Raw genomic sequence first — 20,389 nt, forward strand, 5'->3', positions numbered from 1 at the left:
CCTCTAAATTTCTTAAAAGAGTAATCTGTATTTTAGAGTTTATTTGATCAATTTAAATTATGGCTCTTGCTATTTGCATCGCTGAAATACAAATAATACCAAACATTAAATGGCACATTACTTTAGATGGGCTTTTTACCATTATTGAATTTCCACCGTAACTATCTTTTAGAAGCGCATTTGTTCTTTCTGCTCCTGCTCTAAACTTATAGCGTTCAGATTTTGGAGGGTCGAATTCAATTTTTTCTCCTCTGCGAGGATTATGCTCAATAACATGAACTTTTCCTCTCGCAATAATATCTTCTTTTATTATGCTAGAATCATATGCTGAATCCATAAGGGTATATAAGCTCGATATTCTATTACCAGTGATCATTTCAAGTGGTAAAGAAACATTGTTGTCATGAACCGAGGCTGAAGTTAATAAACAGCTTATTGGAATTCCATAATCCCCTGTATCGATATGCAATTTATAGCCAATCCATGAATAACTATAGCCTTTAGAATTTTTTTTAGATCCAATATTGCAATTTACAGGTAACTCCAAAAGCATTTCATTTAAATTTTTATTTTTTTGCTTTTCTAAAATTGAAGGTTCCTTTTTTAGAATGAATTCACCTTTGCGAGGCCGCCCTCTTGCCCGTTTCTTTAATTCAATTTTTGCTTCTTTTTTCTCTGGCTTTTCTCTCACTTCAATGGCGGTTGAATCCCTGGAAATATGGTGAACCAGAACTCCCTTATGATATTTTTTTATTATTACTTCATGTATTTTTTCAGCCAATTTTGTTTTAGAAAACTCCTTAAAAGCATTGCTAAATGAGGCTTCGCAAGGGAGTTTATTTTTGTTAATAAAACCACAAATTCTTCTCAAAACAATATCTACTTTTAATCGATCAATTAATGAAACTGTAGTTGGTAAATTTAATACTGATTTTGCAATAAATGCTTTTGCAAAACATTCTCTATCCAAAGATGGACGACCTCTTCCAGGACAGGAAGCGTAATCATTAAAAAAATCAGCAATCTTAATTGTATCCAAAATCAGCATCAGCTCAAGATGGCTTTCTGTAGGATTACCAAGATAAATCTCTGGTTCCGGAAATAATTTGTCTTTAAATCTTTGCCAATATTTAGAAATCGTGATATCCATGCAATGTTTCTCCTGCATTAATTTGTTTACGCAAAACTATAATTAACACAGAAGAAACACCTTTTCGCTTTTCTAGCGAAGAAAATTACTCATCCACTGAATTTTTAAATTGCCTCTTTATTTTTTTAAAAATGAATAGAGGAGGAATTTATTTTATAAAATTAATATTGGACACCTAGTAATAAGTGTCCAATTATTATTAGAGCTTATTAACAGCTGCTAAATAAGTCTCTTTTCTTTTGATACTTACTATACGCATTGTAATTTCCTTAGTTTTTAAATAAATTAACACTATACTAGAAAAATAGATAAAGCTTTAAAAAATATTCTTCTAGTAAATAAAATTTAAAATTTATTTATAAAACTGTCAAGAAAAACCGTAATAAAATTAAATTGATAACCATAAAGTAAAAATAATTTATTTGATGAAACCTAATTTATTATTTGTTAATTTATTTTATATGTTTAAAATCAAATTAAAAATAATTTATTAATTGATTTATAAAAAATAAAAAATAACTACAAAAATTTTAGAATTGAAACAATTTGATTATTTTTATGGCAAAACAAATAATTATTTTTTATCTTCATAGAAAACTTGTTCAAAAACTCTTCTTTCATCGGACATTGTATAAGAAGCTTTTGTATCACGTACTAAATTCGTTGAGAATTCCAGAATTTCTTTTAAATCACAGTTACTCAAACCTTTTTTCAAAAATTTCATCATGCCTTCATTTAATTTTTTTTGCGCTAAAAGAGCATGTTCTATGCGCTGTGTTTGAATATCTTCAAAGTTTAGGGATTGGATCATAGTATAAACTTGAGGGCGCAAACGCTCTTCTAAGCGGCAAACACTTTCAAATCTTTTTGAAATTTCCGACCAGATTTTATCAAACGCGTTACTTCCACTAGCCGATTCGCCTTCTGTTTTGTTTTCACTCTCTTTAGCTGCTGTGGATTTAATAAGTTCAGCAAGTTTTGGATTCGCTTGTGCAGCCGCTTCAGCAAAAATATCGTCTGCTCGAAAATTTGCCCGCTGATTTAACGCTGTGGCTTCTGTATTTGTCGCTTTATTAAATAAACTCTCATAAATTTCTTGAGCACTACGCCCTTCTTCCACTACCAAGCCATCCATTTTTTGAATAGCGTCAGACATGGCTTCCACAAAAGCTCTTACATTCGATTGCAAATCGATAAGCTGATATTCCATTAATATGGAAAAATGAAATAGCAATTCTATAAGCATTTGCTCAGAACTTTGTGCTTTTGCAAAAGGTAATTCTTTTTCCATTACAACTCTCCGATCATTTCATTCTTCTAAACTTGCCCCTAATTCCTGCAATTTATCCTTGGCCTTTGTATAGTTAGCATCAATTTTTAATATTCTTCTTAATATCTTAATTGCCTCATCTTTTTTTTCCCAAAGAATTAAGGTAATTGCCTTGTTAAACAAGACGAGATGGTTATCGGGATTTTTCTTTAAAATCTGATTATATGTTTGAACCGCCTTTTCAAAATCTTTTGAATCCCGGTAACAAATAGCTAGAGAATTGGCATAGCTGACATTATCAGGATCTTGTCTTACGGCATCCTTTAAAAGTTTTAGAGCATTGGCAAAGTCTTTTTTTATAAAGTAACAATATCCAAGCCTTTCAATAATGTACGGATGCTTTAATCCTGCCGTGGTTCCTATCATAAGTATTTGTATGCATTCATCAATTCTATTTTGTTTAATTAAAGCCTCTGTACATCCCTCATAGCGTACCAAATTCATAGGACTTAAAGAAAGAGCTCTTTTTAAATCCTCTAAAGACTTAGCATCCTCTTTTAATGCGGAGTAAATTTCAGCGCGAACAACGTAGGCATGAATATAATTTTCATTTTTCTCAATACCTTGATTGACATATTTTAAGGCTTCTTCAAAATTTTTTTTCGCTAGAGTTGTCCTTGCCATTCCTATAAAAGGACGCGCTGCTTTTTCAGAAACCTGAGTCAATTTTTCGTAAACTTTAAAGGCTTGGTCATAATCTTCTGAACGAAGTTTTGATTTGGCAAATTCATAAACGCGTTCCGGATTTTTAGGATTGATAAAAACATTATATGCGTTTCTAATTTTAGGTAACAAATCACCTTGCGAAATAGGACGTATGAGAATGTCATCAATTCCCATTTCCAAAGCATACATAAGCTCAGCTTTATTTAATGCTTTCGAAACAAGGACAAAGGCAGGCCTATTTACGGCGGGATCTTCGTTTAATTCTTTAATCATGTCATAGCCATTGAGGATTTCGAGATCATCTCCTTCAAGGGCAATGTGTGCCGGTTTCACCTTTAATTCTGCTAGGGCAGCATGACCATCTCTATCTGTTCGCACATTATTAAAACCTAATTTATTCAAATGATGCTTAATAATCAAACGAATTTCATTGTGAGTTTCCCCCACATGAATGAGCAGATCGGTGCTAAAAGGAATCGGGGTACTCAGTCCAAACATCTTAAAAAGATCAGAATTTTCCACCCTTAGTATCCTCCCCGGATCAACATACAAACATTATAAATTGTTCAAGGGATTTTACTTTTTTTAGAGTCAAAAAGAGTTTGGTTTCGTTAATCGCCGAGACCCGTTGCCAGAAGCTTTCTTCCCTGAGGGAATAGTACTTCTATTTTATTCAAACCACTTTCCGCAACCACAAAGCCTATCCCGAAAGATTTATGATGAACAATTTCTCCAGGTCTAAATCGTAAGGATGCCTTGTACTCTTTAGCTTGAGATACATTATTTTTTTGGGCACTCAATCTTGCTTCATAATGAGCAATATCTTCTGTGGTTCCCGCCAACATACTCAAAGGCAATTGGTTTGATCCCTTCGATACGCGACTCTCTGTTTCATCTTTTTTCCGTGATTTAGGCTTCGCTTTTCCTTTCTTTTTCAATGTGCCTTCTTCACCTGTTAAACGCTTTGCTCCGGCGTCCAAATCAAGATCCTGCTCTTCATCTCGTTCCATCTCTTGCTTTCCTCCTTTTGCTAGTGCGGCTTCAGATTTTGGTGGACGATATTGCTTCTCTGACTTACAGGTATTGCATTGTACCCTGCCAGGTTTGTTATGAGCTTCGGTAGTTACAATAGTATGAGTTAAATTCATCTTGCAACGATTGCAATAAGCTAAAATGTCATGGCCTACACGAGATGCAGATTTTGACTGAGATGAAATAAAAAGAGAATTAGGGCCATCCGTAATTGCCATTTTTCCTCCAAAAGGGGCTGGACTTAACAAAAAAAAATTAAAGAGAGAATGCGAGCTCAACTCCCGCAGTTTGCCTGAGTGTTGTATCATCGGAATCTGTCTTTACAAGCGTATAATAGAGGTGAAGAAGGGGTCCTTTAAAAAAAATACCGCTACCCCAAAAAAATCTTTCATTTTTAGGGTTATATCCCACACTCCCTTTTAATTCAAAAAAAGTTTGCGCCAGAATATTAACTCCACCTATAACGCTTTGAAATCCATTCTTTGAATCAAATAAGACATCTGCGTTTAAAGTATAAAATTGATTTAAGGCAACAGTTGATACTCCCACATCAATAATACTAGCATTATATTTATCAAATAAGCCATTCGTACTGAGACCTAAAAAAAAGGGCTGCTGCCAAGAGGTATTTATTTGATAAAATAATCCTGCCCCCATTCTGTAATTTGAATTTTGCCATTGCCAGCTATCTGTTAAGCCAAGTTGTTGATATTCTCCAGATAGACCAACACTCAAATTAGGAATGGCAGGAATTTGATAACCAAAAGCGGCTTTGAAACTTCTATCTCTTGAGGTTTCATTGGGAATTGTTTGTCTCCCACGAATAACCATAGCTACAGGGGTGGTTGTAGAATCAAAAACTCCCGCTTCCAATAAATCAAAATAATTTTGCCAAGATGTTCCGCCAAAAACAGAATATTGTTTTTTTAATGCAGGTAAAATAGCAGGATTGGCGTCCATCACCGAAGCATCACCAGGTGCCGATGCCCCTGCTCCACTTCCTGCGGCAAAAGAAGATGTAGGAACATTAAGTGCTGCAGAGGGCTTTACGTTATCAGCAAAAGCAGAATGAGAAATAAATAAGATAGAAAAACAAAACTGGACAAGAATTATTTTCTTTAGTTTAAAGGACATATTTGTCTCCTAAGGTGCTTTCCAAAATGAAAGGGCAGAAATCATGACAGCAAAAAGTTCTCTCATCACAAAACTCCGCGAACGTGGACTCATTGCTCAAATTAGCCACGAAGAAGAATTAGAACAATTGCTTTTAAAAGGAAATAAAAATGAAAAAGGAGAGACCTACTCTGTCTACTGCGGATTCGATCCCACAGCAGCAAGCCTTCACGTGGGTAATTTAGCTGCTCTAATGATGCTCCGAAGAGCTCAAAAAGCAGGATTACAACCTCTTGTTTTATTTGGTGGCGCAACAGGATTAATTGGTGACCCCACAGGACGCACCGAAATGCGCCCTATGAATACAAAAGAACAAATATTAGAATATATTGAAAATTTTAAATTGCTTGTAAATCGTTATTTCCAATTTGACGTTCCTAATCCTCCTATTTTTGTAAATAATATCGACTGGATTGGACCCATGAGCTGGATCGATTTTGCCCGCGACGTCGGCTCTCACTTTACCGTGGCAAGATTATTGTCTGCGGAAGTGAATAGAACACGGTTTAATGAAGGTGGTTTGACCTTCATGGAACTCGGTTATCAACTTTTACAATCCTACGATTTTCTCCATTTATATCAAAAATACAATTGCATTGTTCAATTTGGCGGAGATGATCAGTGGTCTAATATCTTAGGCGGTGCCGATCTCATACGTCGTGTGCAAAGCGGTAAAGCCTTTGCTGTCACAACACCTCTTCTCGTGGGCAGTGATGGAAAAAAATTCGGAAAAACCGCGGGCAATGCCATTTGGCTCGATGCCAAACTCACTTCCCCCTACGATTTCTATCAATTTTTTAGAAATGTTCATGACGCTGACGTCGCAAAAATGTTTAAAGTCTTTACGTTCAAAGAAATGGATGAAATTACAAAAATATTTAGCGAAAATGAAAATATTAATAAAGTTAAAGAAATTATGGCTTTTGAAGTCACAAAAATTGTTCATGGAGAAGAAGAAGCAATTAAAGCACTCGAAGCAGCAAAAACTTTATTTTCGGGACAAATTGGTGATCTTAGCAATGCGCCTGCCACATTTCTTTCAAAACCAGAAGTGGAACAAGGAATTGATATTTTAGCCTTGTTAATTAAGTGTGGGTTATCGCCAAGTAGAGGAGAAGCACGCAAACTTGTACAAGGTAACGGCTTGAATTTTAATGGCGAAAAACTAAACGATTTTAATTATAAAATTTCTGAAAAAGATTTTGAAACACCACAAAATGCAATTGTACTCCGTAAAGGAAAAAAGGATTATCACTTAGTTAAAATGCAGTGATCATTTTTAAAATATACTCGCTTGAAATTTAAATTCTCAAATAATTTCTTGCGATATTCAATAAACAAACATTTTATAATTTTTTTTCAAATAAATTCATTACAAAAATTAATGATAATATCCCTATATATTTTTTTCCGAAAATGATTTTCGCATTATTTTATAAACCTTCTTAAAATTAAAAAAATTTAAAGAAAAAATAACTCCCAAAATAACAATAAAACCTCCTATTATTTGTATAAAATAAAAAGATTGACCCATTATTAATGAAATTATAACTGTAAATACAGGCACCATGTTAAACCAAATTGAAGTTTTTCCTACACCTAAATTATTTACACCCATGTTCCAAAATAAATAAGCAAGAACAGCTCCAAAAATTGACATATAAAAAATTGACATATACACAGAATAAGGCAACGAAATAAGCTCTGTTAAATTAAAATCCTGATATGCTAATAAAATTAATAAAATAGTTCCACTCAGCATTGTCATTGCTGTTGTAATTAAAGGTTTTGAGTTTTTAAGAAATCGCTTACAAAGAACACAGTATAACGCCCAACAAATATTACCCAGCATAATGAAATAATCTCCCACTGAAATTTGGAGATTCATAAGCTTAGATAATGATCCATTTGTAACTATAATAAGCACTCCAAATAAGCTTAATAACATGCCATATAATAAGTTTTTATTAAAAGAATCTTTTAAAATAAAGACCGCTAAGGAAGCCGTTAATATGGGATTTGTTGCCATAATTAGAGCACCATTAAATGAAGATGTGAATTTAAGCCCTAAAAAAAAGAACCCATTAAAACCAGCAACACCAATAAATCCTAACAAAAGATACATTATAAAATTTTCTTTAATTGCCATTTTAAATTGCTTTTCTTTAAAATAAACAATTATTAAAATGACAATAGATGCCAAAGAAAATCGCAGGGCAGCTGCAACGGTGGGCGGTAAATATTCAACTACAAATTTTCCCACATTGAAATTTGCTCCCCAAAATAAGGTTGACATGAAGACGAGAAAAATAGAAAAATATTTTGACAAATGAATAACCTTTTTGAATGAAATATGATTTCTGCCATTAATTAATATTAAAAAAATAATATAACCTTACCATACTCATGAATGCTGATTGGCAAGATCAATTATAGAGACCCTATTTAATAATTATTTTTTTTGCAAATTAAATAGCATACCAAAAATATATCTTATTTATCAAGATTAAAAACTTTGTAAATATTTATTTTTTCCAAGTTGGATCATGGTGTTTAAATTAAGTCTTCCATATTTTGTAGTCGTATTTTTATCACCAATTGCGCTGGAATATAAATGCTCCAATGTTGTATTTAAATCTGCATTTGGATATAAACCAAAATAAATTGATAATGCAGATGAGACAATAGGTGTTGAAAAACTTGTGCCACTTTGCTTTACCTGATGCCCTGATTTATTTATAACTTCTATATCATTACCTTGTGCTGAAATATCTACGGAATGCCCATAGTTCGAAAAATAAGATTTCATAAGCTTTAATTCATTATAATCATAATAATGAGAACCTACTGTTATAATATTATTTAGACTATATCCTGAAGGATAACTGGGTTCGCTATCTAAATTTTTATTTTCATTTCCTGCAGCAAGAACAAATAAAACCCCTTTTTCTGCCGCCTTTGAAATAAGGAGTTTTTCAATTGATGACACATTTTTATCTGGCTCATTATTATACTGTAAACTAATATTTACAATTTTAGCTCCTAATATAACGGCTTTATCTAAAGCAACAGCCAATTGCATGGATCCAAATTTCTTTTGCATATTGTTAATATTATCACTATCTACATTCACTTTAATGGAATATATTTTAGCATTTTTAGCATACGAATTTTCTACTTCATTTGATTTTGAAAATCCAGTAAATATCGAAGCAATATTTGTTCCATGATCAGACCAATTTTCGGTATTTAAATCGTCAGTAATATTAATTTCTTGTTCGATTTGATTTTTAATTTCATCTCTTATTTTCACACCGGAATCAATTATGGCTACTTTTACATTTTCTAAATTCAATTTATTTTTATTGATATTTTCCATAACACTTTGAAAACCAGACTCACAATATGAAAAATGACAATTCCCTAAATTTAATTCCCGTTTTATATTATTATTATTTTGATATACTTTTTTTGAATTTTTATTTAATATTTCATTTGTATTTGAGTAAATTTCGTTATTTTTTAAAACCCTACTATCTTTGGGCTTTATAGCAACTAATTTAGGAATGGATTCAAACCTATATATGACTTCATTTCCATAACTTGCCAATTCCATATCAGAAAGATCCGTTTCGATGACAATAGCACCATCATAAGAGGCATCAATTTGACTCCCATTCTGCTGGTTTTTGGCACAAGAAAAAATTGATAGCACGACAAGTAAAGAAAATATTTTTCTTACTTTTTCCATATAAATTACCTTTAAATATTTCATTATTTAAATTCATAAACTTTTATTTATAAAAAATTATTAAATTATTTTTGCAAAATAATCAAGATTATGGGTAGAAATTTTTTTTAATTTTATTTACTTTATGATTGGTAATCTATAAATTTTTCTAACTAATGATAAATATTACTTACTATGCTGATAGACTTCGCCTTTATCAGCAAGATAAAGCTTTCCATGAGCATTTTCTTTTTTAGCTTGTTCAGAAAATAAAAACTTATAAATAGTTTCCGCAGAAGCTTGAGGTGACATAAGTTCTTTTTTTTCAATCATGTTTTTATAAATTCTAACAATTTCTAAATCTTTTGAAGATGAATTGACAACATTATTGACCATATCCGTATGCACAGTCCCAGGATGAATAGAAAGACAAGTTAACTCATCCATAGCAAAACGTTTTGATAACCACTGAAAATACAAAAGACAAGCCGCTTTTGTCGCTCCATACAGTTCTAAACCAGGAAAAGGATCCACAGCAGAAAGAGAGGACAAATGTGCTACAAACGGAACATCCTTTATGTCACCATCATTATGGCTCATAATAAATGGCAATATATCTTCTACAATTTCGGCACAAGAAAAATAATTCACTCGCATGGCCTCTGATTGTGATTGCCAAAATAAATGCTTTTCCATACGGTTTGATTCGCTTACGCCTAGGATAGGCATGACACCAGCACCATAGATAAATCCGACAATAGATTTGCCATAAAGTTGTTTTGATAACTCTAATATAGGGCTATCAGAAATAGGATTGAGCAAATCCCACCAAATAAAAATATCTTCAAAACCACATTGCCCTCTTCCTAAATGAACAATTTTATACTTATTGTCTTTGATTTTTTTGGCAAGTTCATAACCAATGCCCCTTGAAAATCCTGTTCCTATAATCCACTTTTCACCGCTCATTTTTACCCCTCAATGCATTTGAGATTCTTCAAAATGCCTAAAAGCATTTAAAACTGTTTTAGGAGAACCGTCCATAATAAGTTTACCAGAGTCAAGCCAAAGGATTCGATCGCAATCTTCAATAGTTGTAAGTCTATGGGCGACAATTATTTGTGTTTTTCCATTTAAAAACTGTTTTGTCGCATTAATAAGCAACTCTTCGGTATAAGGATCGATGGAACTTGTCGCCTCATCCATTAATACAATTGGTGAATTTTGTAGTAAACATCTTGCCATACATATTAATTGTTTTTCACCTAATGACAACTCCGCCCCTTTTTCTTGAACAACATAATCTAAAGTTTTATTTCCATTTGCAAATAATTTTCCTAAACCCGCTATTTTTGCTACATACATCAATTCTTCATCAGTCACTTTACGATTTATAATTAAATTTTCTCTTAAAGTACCTGCAAATATGGCGGGTTCCTGAGCAATAAGAGAAATTGATGATCGGAATAATTCTAAATTAACATATTTTCCATCAGATTTTTTTTCTTGTCCCACATCCGCTTCATATCCATTTATTTTTACACTCCCCTGATAAAAAGGATAAAGATGAAACAGAGCTTGTATTAAACTTGACTTTCCACTTCCTGTTCTACCAATAACTCCGATTTTTTCACCTTTATCAATTTTAAATGATACATTATTTAATGCCAATGAAGAATTTTTACTATAGCCTAATGAGAGATTTTCAACAACAATATCAGCATTTTTCATATTAAAAATTTTTGAACTTTTAATTTTTAAATCTTCTTCAAAAGAAAGAATTCTATGATTTGTATTAAATTTAGTTGAATAAGGTAACACTGCTCCCACTTCAATTTCTTTATGTAAAAATTGATCCATTCTTTCAACTCCCGTAAGAGCTTCTTCTAATGCTGATATCCATTCAAAAAAAACTTGAATTGTTGTAGAAGTCATGGCTATAAAAGTAAAAGCAACTCCCAAAGCTCCAATGCTCACATATCCTTTCAAAACTAACCAAATTCCAAAAGCTCCCGTTATAAATAATAAAAAAACATTTAAAAAACCCATTTGTAAAGAAAAAATACTAACACAAATGTTGGTTTTATTTTTTTGCGAAATAAATAAGTTTATTTTATTACTAAATCTATTTTTAAAAGCAATATCTTTTCTGAATACACGAATAATTTTTGCGCCTTGAGTCGTTTCTGCAAAGTGTGATAAAGCAGGACCACGACTGATACTCAGCTCCCTTCTTTCTTTCCTCATTTTATATTTATTTAATTTATAAACAAAATAATTTAAAAATACGGATAAGATAAGTAAAGGCAAAAAATAAGGGCTTGCTATCATGATCAAAATAAAAAATAAAATAAGATCGAAAGTTACCGAAAGTACTTCAGATAAAGGCCCGCCCGACATTCTTGTAATAGCAGAATAATCACTACTAAAACGAGTAATAATACGTCCTATAGGGTTTGTATCAAAAAAAATCATAGGAAACCGCGATACTCTTAAAGTAGTTTCATCATAAAAAATAGCAGCAGAATGAGTGCCCATTCTTGAAACTGATATTCTAAATATTAATGTTAATAAAATTCCAATTGTTGAAAATATAATTAATAATATAAAAAAATCGGAATCGGAATAATTTAAAAATATATCATTATGTGAAGAACAAATTGGAGAATTTTTACATAAATGATCAGCCCATTTTCCGATAATATTTGCATTTGCTAATAAAAATGCTCTTCCTAAAAATCCTAAAAAAATACAAATTATAAATTTTTTTCTAAATTCTCGAACAGACATAGATATTGTTTTAAAAATGGAACGAGAATATTTACCTGAAAATGTAACTTCCTCATTCATAAAGGGTGATACTGTCATAAAATGACCTTTATTCAGAAAGAGTAGAGACAAAATCTCTTACGTAATTTGAGCGTTCATATATTTCATAAAATTTACCATTTTCTACAATTTTACCATTTTTTATAAATAAAACTCTGTCACATTTTGGCAAAATGGAAAGGCGATGAGTGGCAAGTATGCGTGTCTTATTTTTCCAATGACCATTAAGCAATGATTCATTTATTTTCTCTTCTGTATTCACATCAAGTGCACTTAAACAGTCGTCTAATAAAATAATAGGGCAATTGGCATAACAAGCCCGAGCAATAGCTACTCTTTGTTTTTGACCTCCCGATAAATTAACTCCTCTTTCACCAATTTCTGTATTAAGTCCCAATTTTATATTTTCAGTTTGAAAATTAAATTGTGACATTTCTAAGCATTTAATTATTTCATTATCATTATTTTTTTGATAATCATATTCAAATGCCACATTATCTCTTAAGTTTGAATTCACAATAAAAATATCTTGCGGTACATAGCTAAAGTAAGATCTCAATTTATTTAAATCCATATTCTCAGTAGATTCATTATTTATTTTATAGTTTTCACATTCTGAACTTATTATTTTTAATAAAGCTTGTAAAATTAAACTTTTTCCTGACCCCACCTCACCTATTATAGCAACAAATTCATTTTTATTTATAACTATGCTAATATTATCAAGCAATAACTTTCCTTCATATTTATAACTTAAATTTTTTATCTCCAGGTCGCATCCTTCTGAATTTGTATTTTCTAAATTATTATTTTTCATTTGTACTTCATCTTTTTCTGTTTCTTGATTCCAATAGTTTTGAACCCTTTTAATTGATGTATAGCAATCAGTTATACTTACAAGCATTATGGGCAACATACGAAGAGGTCTTGTTAGTAAAACCCCAAATATCCAAAGTAAACTAAATATTTGCCCCGATGATATTTTATTTCCCTCAAGTTTGATTAAAAGAAATACGGCAATAATATTAATAAAAAAAGGTGCTGAATATCCTATGGAATTCATTGTAGAGCCATTGGTAACCATAGCAAGTCTATTATTTGTTTCTTTTATACGAGAATATTTAATTTTTTTCTCTAATGACTCTGTCCAACCCAGCATGCGTATAACTCTCATATTCTGAAGCCATTCATTAACGTGCCCAATTCGTATTGCGGCGAACATTTTATTATGAAAAAAATATTTCCCTTGCTTAATAGCCATTAAACAATTCAGAGTTAATATAGAAAGAATAACGACAATAATGAGCATGGGATTAATTGATGTCATAATAATAATAGCAACAGGTGCTAATAAGATTGGCAAAATATACGATATAATATTTGGAATCACGTCATCGATTAAAGTACATGCCGTATATACATCCGTCGCATATACAGACAGCGCTTGACCCGCCGACATTTTTTTAGGATTATCTGCTTTTAAGACTAATGTTTTCGAATATGTTTCATGAGATAGCCATTTTTGAATATAACTTCCTTCAAAATAACTAAATATCTTCGAAATAAAAACAGATAGTTGAGATAACATTGAAAATCCAAAAATCAATAATAAAAATATAATGATTTCATGACTTATATTTACAGAATTTTTTAATAAACCATCTAAAAATTCTTTTTGATAATAAGGAACCGAAAGAGAAAAAACAGTAGCAATGAGACTCATAATAAAAACAAAAAATCTCATATGAATTCGCATTAATAAAATTTTTAAAAATAAAGATTTTATTTTTAAATTAAAAAATATTTTATATTCCATAAAAAATCCATCTTAAAAATATTTTATATGATACTTTTTTATTAGCCTTTGATAATCATCTGTTTGTCTGTATTTTTTATAATCAGTGTCAAATATTTTTGCTAATTTTAAGGATTTATCTTTTAATTTTGGACTAAAAGATAAATATATTTTTTCTTTCTCTAAACAATCCAACCTCTTAAAATCACTTGTTAATTTGTTTTTTATTAAATAATAATCTGCTGAAATGATATCATTTAAAAATACGTCAATTTTATTTTTCTTGAGTTCTGTAAATCCTTGCTCTGAAACATCTTGAGTTTCGATAATTTGAACTTTCTTGGGATTATCAGAGTTTGCATGTATGTATTTCATTAAGCTAGGATAATTTGCTTCTCTAAGAACTCCAATTGAAACTTCATTTAAAGAGTCCAAATTTTTATAAATCCAAGATGAATTGTTTTTTACATAAAAACACATTTGCTGAACTGCAATATGTTCATTGGGAAAAATGAAATCGGGAGCTTCATATTTGGACGTACCTATCATTCCGAATATGCGACCTTGCCTTACTTCTGTTAAGCCATTTACCCAAGTATATTTTTGAAATTGAATATTCGTTTTTGAATATTTAAACACATTTTCAACCAATTCAATTAAAAACCCGGGATTTTCATTAGATTCACAAAACCAAGGACACCATGTATCCCATGCTATATTTATTGTTTCAGAATATGCACTTAATTTATAAGAAAATGAAATAATCATGGAAAATAAAAAAAATAATTTCATTCTTGACTCCCAAAAATATTTATTCAAAATTAAAATTATTTTTAATTTTTCTAATGTCTTATTTAATTATAATCTATTTTTAAAAATAAGTAAGAATATTTAAGTATTATTTTTGACCAGGAAGATAAAACTTTAAAAGAAACCTGCAATAAACTAGTGTTTAAAATGTCTACAACCGGTAAATACCATAGATATACCATACTTATCACAAGCCTTAATGACTTCGTAATCTTGTACGCTGCCACCCGGTTGAATAATATACTTAACGCCACTCTCTTTTATCATTTCAATACTGTCTGGAAATGGAAAAAAGGCATCACTTGCTAATACCGCATTTTCAAGTGGAAGACGGACTTTCTTGAGACATTGCTCTACAGCATCAACACGATTGGTAAAGCCGCCTGCCACAGATAGAGATTGATATTGATTTGCTAAAACAATAGCATTAGAACGAACATGTTTTACCACAGTCATACCCAATGTTAACGCTTTTAATATGTCATCAGTTGGTTTTATAAGCGTTGGATATGTTATTTTATTCCAATCTATCACAATATTGTTTGCACTTTGCGCTAAAAAACCACCCTGAACATGTGTGAAAATTGTTTTATTTGCTAAAGGAAGCTCTGGATTAAAAGTAACTAAACGTAAATTTTTCTTTTTTTGTAATAAGGCTAAAGAATCTTCCGTAAAATGAGGAGCTATAACAACTTCTAAAAATGTTTCAGAAAGTTTTTTAGCCAAATCAAGGGTTACTTCACTATTAATACAAACAATACCCCCAAAAGGACTTACTGGATCGGATTCAAAAGCACGCTCATAAGCTTCTGCAATAGAGTGTAAGGAAACACCAACACCACAAGGAGTATTATGCTTCAAAATAACTGCCGAATAATTTTCTTTAAATTCACTTATAAGTTTAATAGCATGCTCTATGTCTAAAACATTATTATAACTTAATTCTTTGCCATGAAAGCATTTTAAATGAGAAAGAGTACAAACTTCCTTTAAATTGCTATCTGCAATACGATAAAAAGAGGCCTTTTGATGTGGATTTTCCCCATAACGAAGCGATTGTTGCTTAACTAAAGAGAGACTTAAATTCTCAGGAAAGGAATCAATTGATTTTATATTTTCACTGCGAATGGGGCCTATTTTACTTAATAAATTATTTTCAATTTCAAGACTTTTTTCTAAAGTAGATGAGATAATTTCATCATAAGCAGCTGTTTCTCGCAAAGCTTTAACAGCCAACTCTTTTCTAAGCGATATTGTTGTTTGACCGTTGTTTTTAGAGACATTTTCTTTAAAATATTCATAATCTGAAACATCACATAAAACAGAAACAAAAGCATGATTTTTTGCTGCAGCACGCAGTAAACTAACACCACCTATATCGATATTTTCTATTAAATCTTCTGGTGATGCGCCTTTTGCTAAGGCATTTTGAAAGGGATATAAATTACAAACAACGATATCAAAGGGTTTAATATCTTGAGTTTGCATGTCTTGCCTGTCACTATCTAGAGATTCTCGACAAAGAATACCGCCAAATATTTTAGGATGTAGAGTTTTAACACGCCCCCCTAAAACTTCTGGGAATTGCGTAATAGAATCCACAGAAACACATAGAAAACCTAATTCTTTTATAGCTTTATAAGTTGATGAGGTGGCAACAAGTTCACAGCCATATTGAGTGAGAAAGGCACAAAGCTCCTTTAAACCTTCTTTATTTGATAAAGATAACAATGCCCTACGAACTGAAATCAGATCTCTTTTTTTTAGCGGTTGGGCGGAATGGATGCTCATGATTTTGTCCTCAATTTAAGTATTATCGCTAACAACCTGAAATATGTAATTTTTTTTTAATATATTCTTTGCTTACCAATTTTCATTCCTAATGCGTCAATCCTGACGAACCTCTCTCTGATAACATTGACACATAAAAAAATAAATATTTAAAATTAGGAAATATATTTCCGACAATCTATTCACCATTAAATTAAGGATTTAAAAGGTTTTATTATGTCTAAAATCATCTCTAAAAAGCTCCTCTTAAAAGTATTACCTTCTACAATTGCTTTACTGAGTTTTACAACAACGGCTAATGCCTTGATAATTCCCAATCATTTTTTTCAGCATATTACTAAATATATAAAGAAACGTTAAATATTGTCATTTTGGAGCAACAAATAGAATGATAGATTCATTCAAAAACATACCTCTTTTCAAAGATCTCAGCGAAGATCAACTCGAACGACTCCAAGAAATTTCAACATTTCTTAATTTAAATGCTGGTGAAATGTTTATTTATGAAGGCATACTAGATTTACGTTTCTTTATTATTGTTGATGGTTCCGTTGAAATTCTTAAAAATAATGGCAATAGACTTTATCCTTTAGCAAGACTCTCTAGAGGAGAAGTTGTTGGCGAAATGGTTCTATTTGAAAACACCGCACGTTCAGCAAGCGCAAAAACTACAGAACCTTCAACTTTACTATGTTTTGACCTTGAAAAAATTAAAACAGATAAAAATTATGTTGATATATATTTAAAACTGACTTCTTATTTCGGCGAAAAAATATCGAAAAGATTGCGCTTTACAAATGAAGTTACTGTGGAAGTATTAAAGGAAAGATTGGCAATTGGTAATTTTGCCGTAAATATTATTGCTATTACAACTTTGTATGCCATGTCTTTACAAATGCTACAAAAATTAAAAAATTATACCTCAAATTCAACCGTCGTTACTGTCATCGTTCTGGTTATATTTTGCTACTTTATTATTTCCATGATGACAAAAAGCGGTTACCCATTAAAGACATTTGGTATTACATTAGATAATTGGAAAAAAGTCATTATAGAATCTATCTTATTAACATTTCCTTTTTTAGTAATAATTACTGGATTAAAATATTTTACCATAACATTTATTCCTAAATTTCATCATTTACCCTTATTCGACCCCATGTCTATTTTTAAAACGGCAGCAGATGTTAACTTAAAAGTCTATTTTATCGCTTTATTAGGTTATATACTTTTTGTTCCTATTCAAGAATTAATTGTACGCAGTGGTATTCAATCAGCATTGCAAAAATTCTTATCAGGATCTAAAGAAAAAACCATGTGGTCTTCTATTATTCTTTCAAATATTCTTTTTGCCGGCGGACATTCTCATATTAGTTTTGGATTTGCCCTATCTGTCTTTATTCCAGGAATTTTTTGGGGATGGCTTTATGCAAAACAAAATTCTCTTATTGGTGTGAGTATTTCTCACATTTTAATTGGAGTCTGGGGCGCCTTTATTGTAGGATTTGAAAATATTTTTTAATTTTTTAAAAATTATTCCTCTCTCTTCTATCACCAATAATTTTAGCAGGAACTCCTCCCACAATTGACCACTCTAAAATATTTTTGGTAACAACAGCACCCATACCTATTATAGCATGACTTCCAATTTCTACACCATCCGTCACACAAGCATTAGCTCCTATCCAAACATCTTCACAAATAATTATTCCTTGGGAAGTCACAGGTTGATCTTTAATTAATTTATCAGGAGACATCCCATGATTAAATGCATATATTTTTGCATTATTTGCTATACGGGTATTTGCACCAATCACAACACCTTTTGCACCGCCATCAATGCTCACTCCCGCATTGAGACTGGCACCATCATGAATTGTAATAGGACCATGTAAAAAGACATCTGACGCAATTGTTACGTTATTTCCAATAATAATATCTCGACCTGGCTCCGCAAAAATATTGGCCTGTGGTGATATAAAACAATTTTTTCCAATTTTCACAGTTTCTAACTTTTGTAACTTTGTTTGAATTTCTTCTTGCCAAGGCTTGGCCCAAATTAAATGTTTCTCTTTTAAAGAATAATATAACCAAGGCATATAGCATAAACGTTTTTTATGTTGCTCAATATACTTAATCACAAGCAAACCTATAATGTTTTTAATTCAATTTTTTTATAGCTGATCATTGTCCGGCGCGCATCAAATAAACTCTTATAGCTTTCATAGCGTATTCGTAATTTTTCTGTTTCAGCACGGGCAGAAACTATTTTTTCAAGTAAATTAATATATTCCTGATCCGCTTCCGCAAGACGCTTTAAACGCGCCTCAGGAATTTTATCTGAAGTTAATTCAATACGATTCATAATTTTAGCACGAATTGATGTCCGTAATAGCTCTAATCTTTCTGCTTCTTTTCTTTTTTCAACATATTCAAGACCAATTTTATTGGAGAGTTGAATAATTTCTTCCAATCCCATTTCTTTTATGGGAGCTACAGGCTGCTGAGAAAAAGAATTTTTTTGAATATTTTCGTCGGACAAATTTTCACCCATGAAATAAAATTATCTATTTAAAGTTACGCTCATTTCAAGCATACGTTCTAAAGCCTGTTTCGCAAGACTCCGAGTGGGTTCTGTAACAGTAATTACATTTTGCGGTGTCCCCTGGCGAATTTGCTCAAGTGCCCAAGTTAAATGAGGTAGATCGATACGGTTCATTGTTCCACACAGACACATAAAGGGATTGATACTCACCACTTTTTTATCTGGATTCTCTTTCGCTATGCGATTGACCAAATTTAATTCTGTACCCACAGCCCATTTGCTACCCGCAGGACTGGCCGCAATGGTTTTGACAATAAAATCCGTTGACCCCGAGCAGTCAGATTTGTCGACAACCTCCATGGCACATTCCGGATGAGAAATAATTTTAAATTCAGGATCTTTCGCACGAATGATATCAATTTGTTTCGCACTAAACATCATATGAACAGGACAGCAACCTTGCCATAGCATGACTTTTGTTTGCTTAATTTGTTCAGGTGTTAGCCCACCATAGTTTTTTTTCGGATCCCATAAATTCATTTCTGACAAAGGAATGCCTAATTTTTTAGCTGTATTTCTTCCCAAATGCTGATCAGGATAAAAGAAAAGAATTTTTCTTTCCTGCAAAGCCCAATCGACAATTTTACCTGCATTAGAACTGGTGCAAATCACACCGCCTTTTTCAGCCACAAAAGCCTTTAACGACGCAGATGAATTTACATAAGTCACAGGCATAATACTTTCATGTTCCACCACCTCCACAAGCTGTTCCCAGGCATCGATTACGTCGTCAGCATCGGCCATGTCGGCCATGTCACATCCCGCGCCCAGGTCGGGCAAAACAACAAGTTGTTTCCCCGTTTTTAAAATATCCGCACCTTCAGCCATGAAATGGACACCACAAAAGACAATGTAGTCCGCCTCTGTTTGCTGCGCGGCGTATTGTGCCAATTGTAAGGAATCACCACGCACATCACTTAATTCCACAATTTCAGGACGTTGATAATGATGCGCTAGAACAACGAGTTTTTTTCCGAAATAATTTCTGACTTCTTTAATGCGATCCCGCATTTCTTGTTCAGTTAATGAAGGATAAGGAGCAGGAAGTGGGGTTTGATAAGCTATTGCCATAAATAAAAGCCCTTAAACAAAGCATCCTGTAAAATACAGGTTAACACTTTTAACTTGAGCATATCTTAGAAAACATCTCAAGAGCAATTCTTGAAGGATTGGTTAGTTCTTAAGAAGCATTATTAAAAAATTGTGATTTAATAAGATTTTTTAATGGCTAGAAATTCAGATTGAATCTGCTATATCATGAATTGATTTTTCTTATGCCCTTTTTATCGCTATTTTTAGACTGTAAATATTCATTCTCAAAAATGAAGGGAAAGAACAAATGTTTATCACTTTGTGGTATGGAGATATAGATGATTTAGTTAAAAAATTAGAAAGAAAAAGTAAAAAAATAGACTAAAAACAATTGAAATTGAAAACAAGAGTGAAATTAAAGATCATAAAATTCCTCTGAAAGCAAT

17 protein-coding genes are annotated in these 20,389 nt (G+C 31.8%); 2 read left to right on the forward strand and 15 right to left on the reverse strand.

All coding sequences use genetic code 11. The features are described 5' to 3' along the window. Window positions 1–52: 52 nt before the first annotated feature. The 5 genes from AXG55_RS12390 to AXG55_RS12410 form a co-directional block, all read right to left on the reverse strand. Window positions 53–1,150: a transposase gene (locus AXG55_RS12390; RefSeq protein ID WP_233231089.1), complete on the reverse strand. Its 1,098-nt coding sequence runs from the start codon at window positions 1,148–1,150 to the stop codon at window positions 53–55. A gap of 574 nt (window positions 1,151–1,724) precedes the next feature. After that, window positions 1,725–2,441 (reverse strand): hypothetical protein, encoded by a 717-nt coding sequence (locus tag AXG55_RS12395; protein WP_148698424.1) that lies wholly within the window; start codon window positions 2,439–2,441, stop codon window positions 1,725–1,727. 18 nt (window positions 2,442–2,459) lie between these two features. Then, on the reverse strand, window positions 2,460–3,668 hold the full coding sequence (locus tag AXG55_RS12400) for a tetratricopeptide repeat protein (protein ID WP_148698425.1): 1,209 nt from the start codon (window positions 3,666–3,668) through the stop codon (window positions 2,460–2,462). Between the two features lie 89 nt (window positions 3,669–3,757). Continuing rightward, entirely contained in the window at window positions 3,758–4,456 is a 699-nt protein-coding gene (locus AXG55_RS12405) for a hypothetical protein (RefSeq protein ID WP_148698426.1), read from the reverse strand. Next, window positions 4,434–5,312: a hypothetical protein gene (locus tag AXG55_RS12410; protein ID WP_148698427.1), complete on the reverse strand. Its 879-nt coding sequence runs from the start codon at window positions 5,310–5,312 to the stop codon at window positions 4,434–4,436. Before AXG55_RS12410 ends, AXG55_RS12405 begins: the two co-directional genes overlap by 23 nt. A 43-nt stretch (window positions 5,313–5,355) precedes the next feature. Between AXG55_RS12410 and tyrS the strand changes: the two genes are divergently transcribed. Continuing rightward, window positions 5,356–6,624 (forward strand): tyrosine--tRNA ligase, encoded by a 1,269-nt coding sequence (gene tyrS, locus AXG55_RS12415; protein WP_148698428.1) that lies wholly within the window; start codon window positions 5,356–5,358, stop codon window positions 6,622–6,624. A 123-nt stretch (window positions 6,625–6,747) separates the two neighbouring features. On the opposite strand, the gene AXG55_RS12420 is transcribed toward tyrS, so the two are convergent. From AXG55_RS12420 to purH, 7 genes are all read right to left on the reverse strand, one after another. After that, window positions 6,748–7,680 (reverse strand): DMT family transporter, encoded by a 933-nt coding sequence (locus AXG55_RS12420; protein WP_148698429.1) that lies wholly within the window; start codon window positions 7,678–7,680, stop codon window positions 6,748–6,750. Window positions 7,681–7,857: 177 nt separating this feature from the next. Continuing rightward, on the reverse strand, window positions 7,858–9,102 hold the full coding sequence (locus tag AXG55_RS12425) for a S8 family peptidase (protein WP_233231210.1): 1,245 nt from the start codon (window positions 9,100–9,102) through the stop codon (window positions 7,858–7,860). A 165-nt stretch (window positions 9,103–9,267) separates the two neighbouring features. Beyond that, window positions 9,268–10,050, reverse strand: a complete 783-nt coding sequence (locus AXG55_RS12430; RefSeq protein WP_148698431.1) for an SDR family NAD(P)-dependent oxidoreductase — start codon at window positions 10,048–10,050, stop codon at window positions 9,268–9,270. Between the two features lie 9 nt (window positions 10,051–10,059). Further along, window positions 10,060–11,949 carry an ABC transporter ATP-binding protein gene (locus AXG55_RS12435; protein ID WP_148698432.1) on the reverse strand — a complete coding sequence of 630 codons (1,890 nt, stop codon included), beginning with the start codon at window positions 11,947–11,949 and terminating at the stop codon, window positions 10,060–10,062. Window positions 11,950–11,959: 10 nt separating this feature from the next. Next, window positions 11,960–13,726, reverse strand: coding sequence for an ATP-binding cassette domain-containing protein (locus AXG55_RS12440; RefSeq protein ID WP_148698433.1), 1,767 nt, complete (start codon window positions 13,724–13,726; stop codon window positions 11,960–11,962). A 12-nt stretch (window positions 13,727–13,738) separates the two neighbouring features. Continuing rightward, window positions 13,739–14,497, reverse strand: a complete 759-nt coding sequence (locus tag AXG55_RS12445) for a substrate-binding periplasmic protein (protein WP_148698434.1) — start codon at window positions 14,495–14,497, stop codon at window positions 13,739–13,741. Window positions 14,498–14,650: 153 nt separating this feature from the next. Further along, window positions 14,651–16,306 carry a bifunctional phosphoribosylaminoimidazolecarboxamide formyltransferase/IMP cyclohydrolase gene (gene purH, locus AXG55_RS12450; protein ID WP_148698435.1) on the reverse strand — a complete coding sequence of 552 codons (1,656 nt, stop codon included), beginning with the start codon at window positions 16,304–16,306 and terminating at the stop codon, window positions 14,651–14,653. 388 nt (window positions 16,307–16,694) lie between these two features. On the opposite strand from purH, the gene AXG55_RS12455 reads away from it, so the two are divergent. Beyond that, window positions 16,695–17,828, forward strand: a complete 1,134-nt coding sequence (locus AXG55_RS12455; RefSeq protein WP_148698436.1) for a cyclic nucleotide-binding domain-containing protein — start codon at window positions 16,695–16,697, stop codon at window positions 17,826–17,828. A gap of 4 nt (window positions 17,829–17,832) precedes the next feature. Here the strand turns inward: AXG55_RS12455 and AXG55_RS12460 are convergent, their stop codons facing one another. Genes AXG55_RS12460 through nadA form a run of 3 tightly spaced genes read right to left on the reverse strand, consistent with a single transcriptional unit; the run spans window position 17,833 to window position 19,982 of the window. Further along, on the reverse strand, window positions 17,833–18,405 hold the full coding sequence (locus tag AXG55_RS12460; RefSeq protein WP_148698863.1) for an acyltransferase: 573 nt from the start codon (window positions 18,403–18,405) through the stop codon (window positions 17,833–17,835). Window positions 18,406–18,455: 50 nt separating this feature from the next. Beyond that, window positions 18,456–18,848 (reverse strand): hypothetical protein, encoded by a 393-nt coding sequence (locus AXG55_RS12465; RefSeq protein ID WP_148698437.1) that lies wholly within the window; start codon window positions 18,846–18,848, stop codon window positions 18,456–18,458. Window positions 18,849–18,869: 21 nt separating this feature from the next. Beyond that, window positions 18,870–19,982 (reverse strand): quinolinate synthase NadA, encoded by a 1,113-nt coding sequence (gene nadA, locus AXG55_RS12470; protein ID WP_148698438.1) that lies wholly within the window; start codon window positions 19,980–19,982, stop codon window positions 18,870–18,872. Window positions 19,983–20,389 lie beyond the last annotated feature (407 nt).

This window comes from Silvanigrella aquatica, assembly GCF_001907975.1.
GTDB classification, from domain to species: domain Bacteria; phylum Bdellovibrionota_B; class Oligoflexia; order Silvanigrellales; family Silvanigrellaceae; genus Silvanigrella; species Silvanigrella aquatica.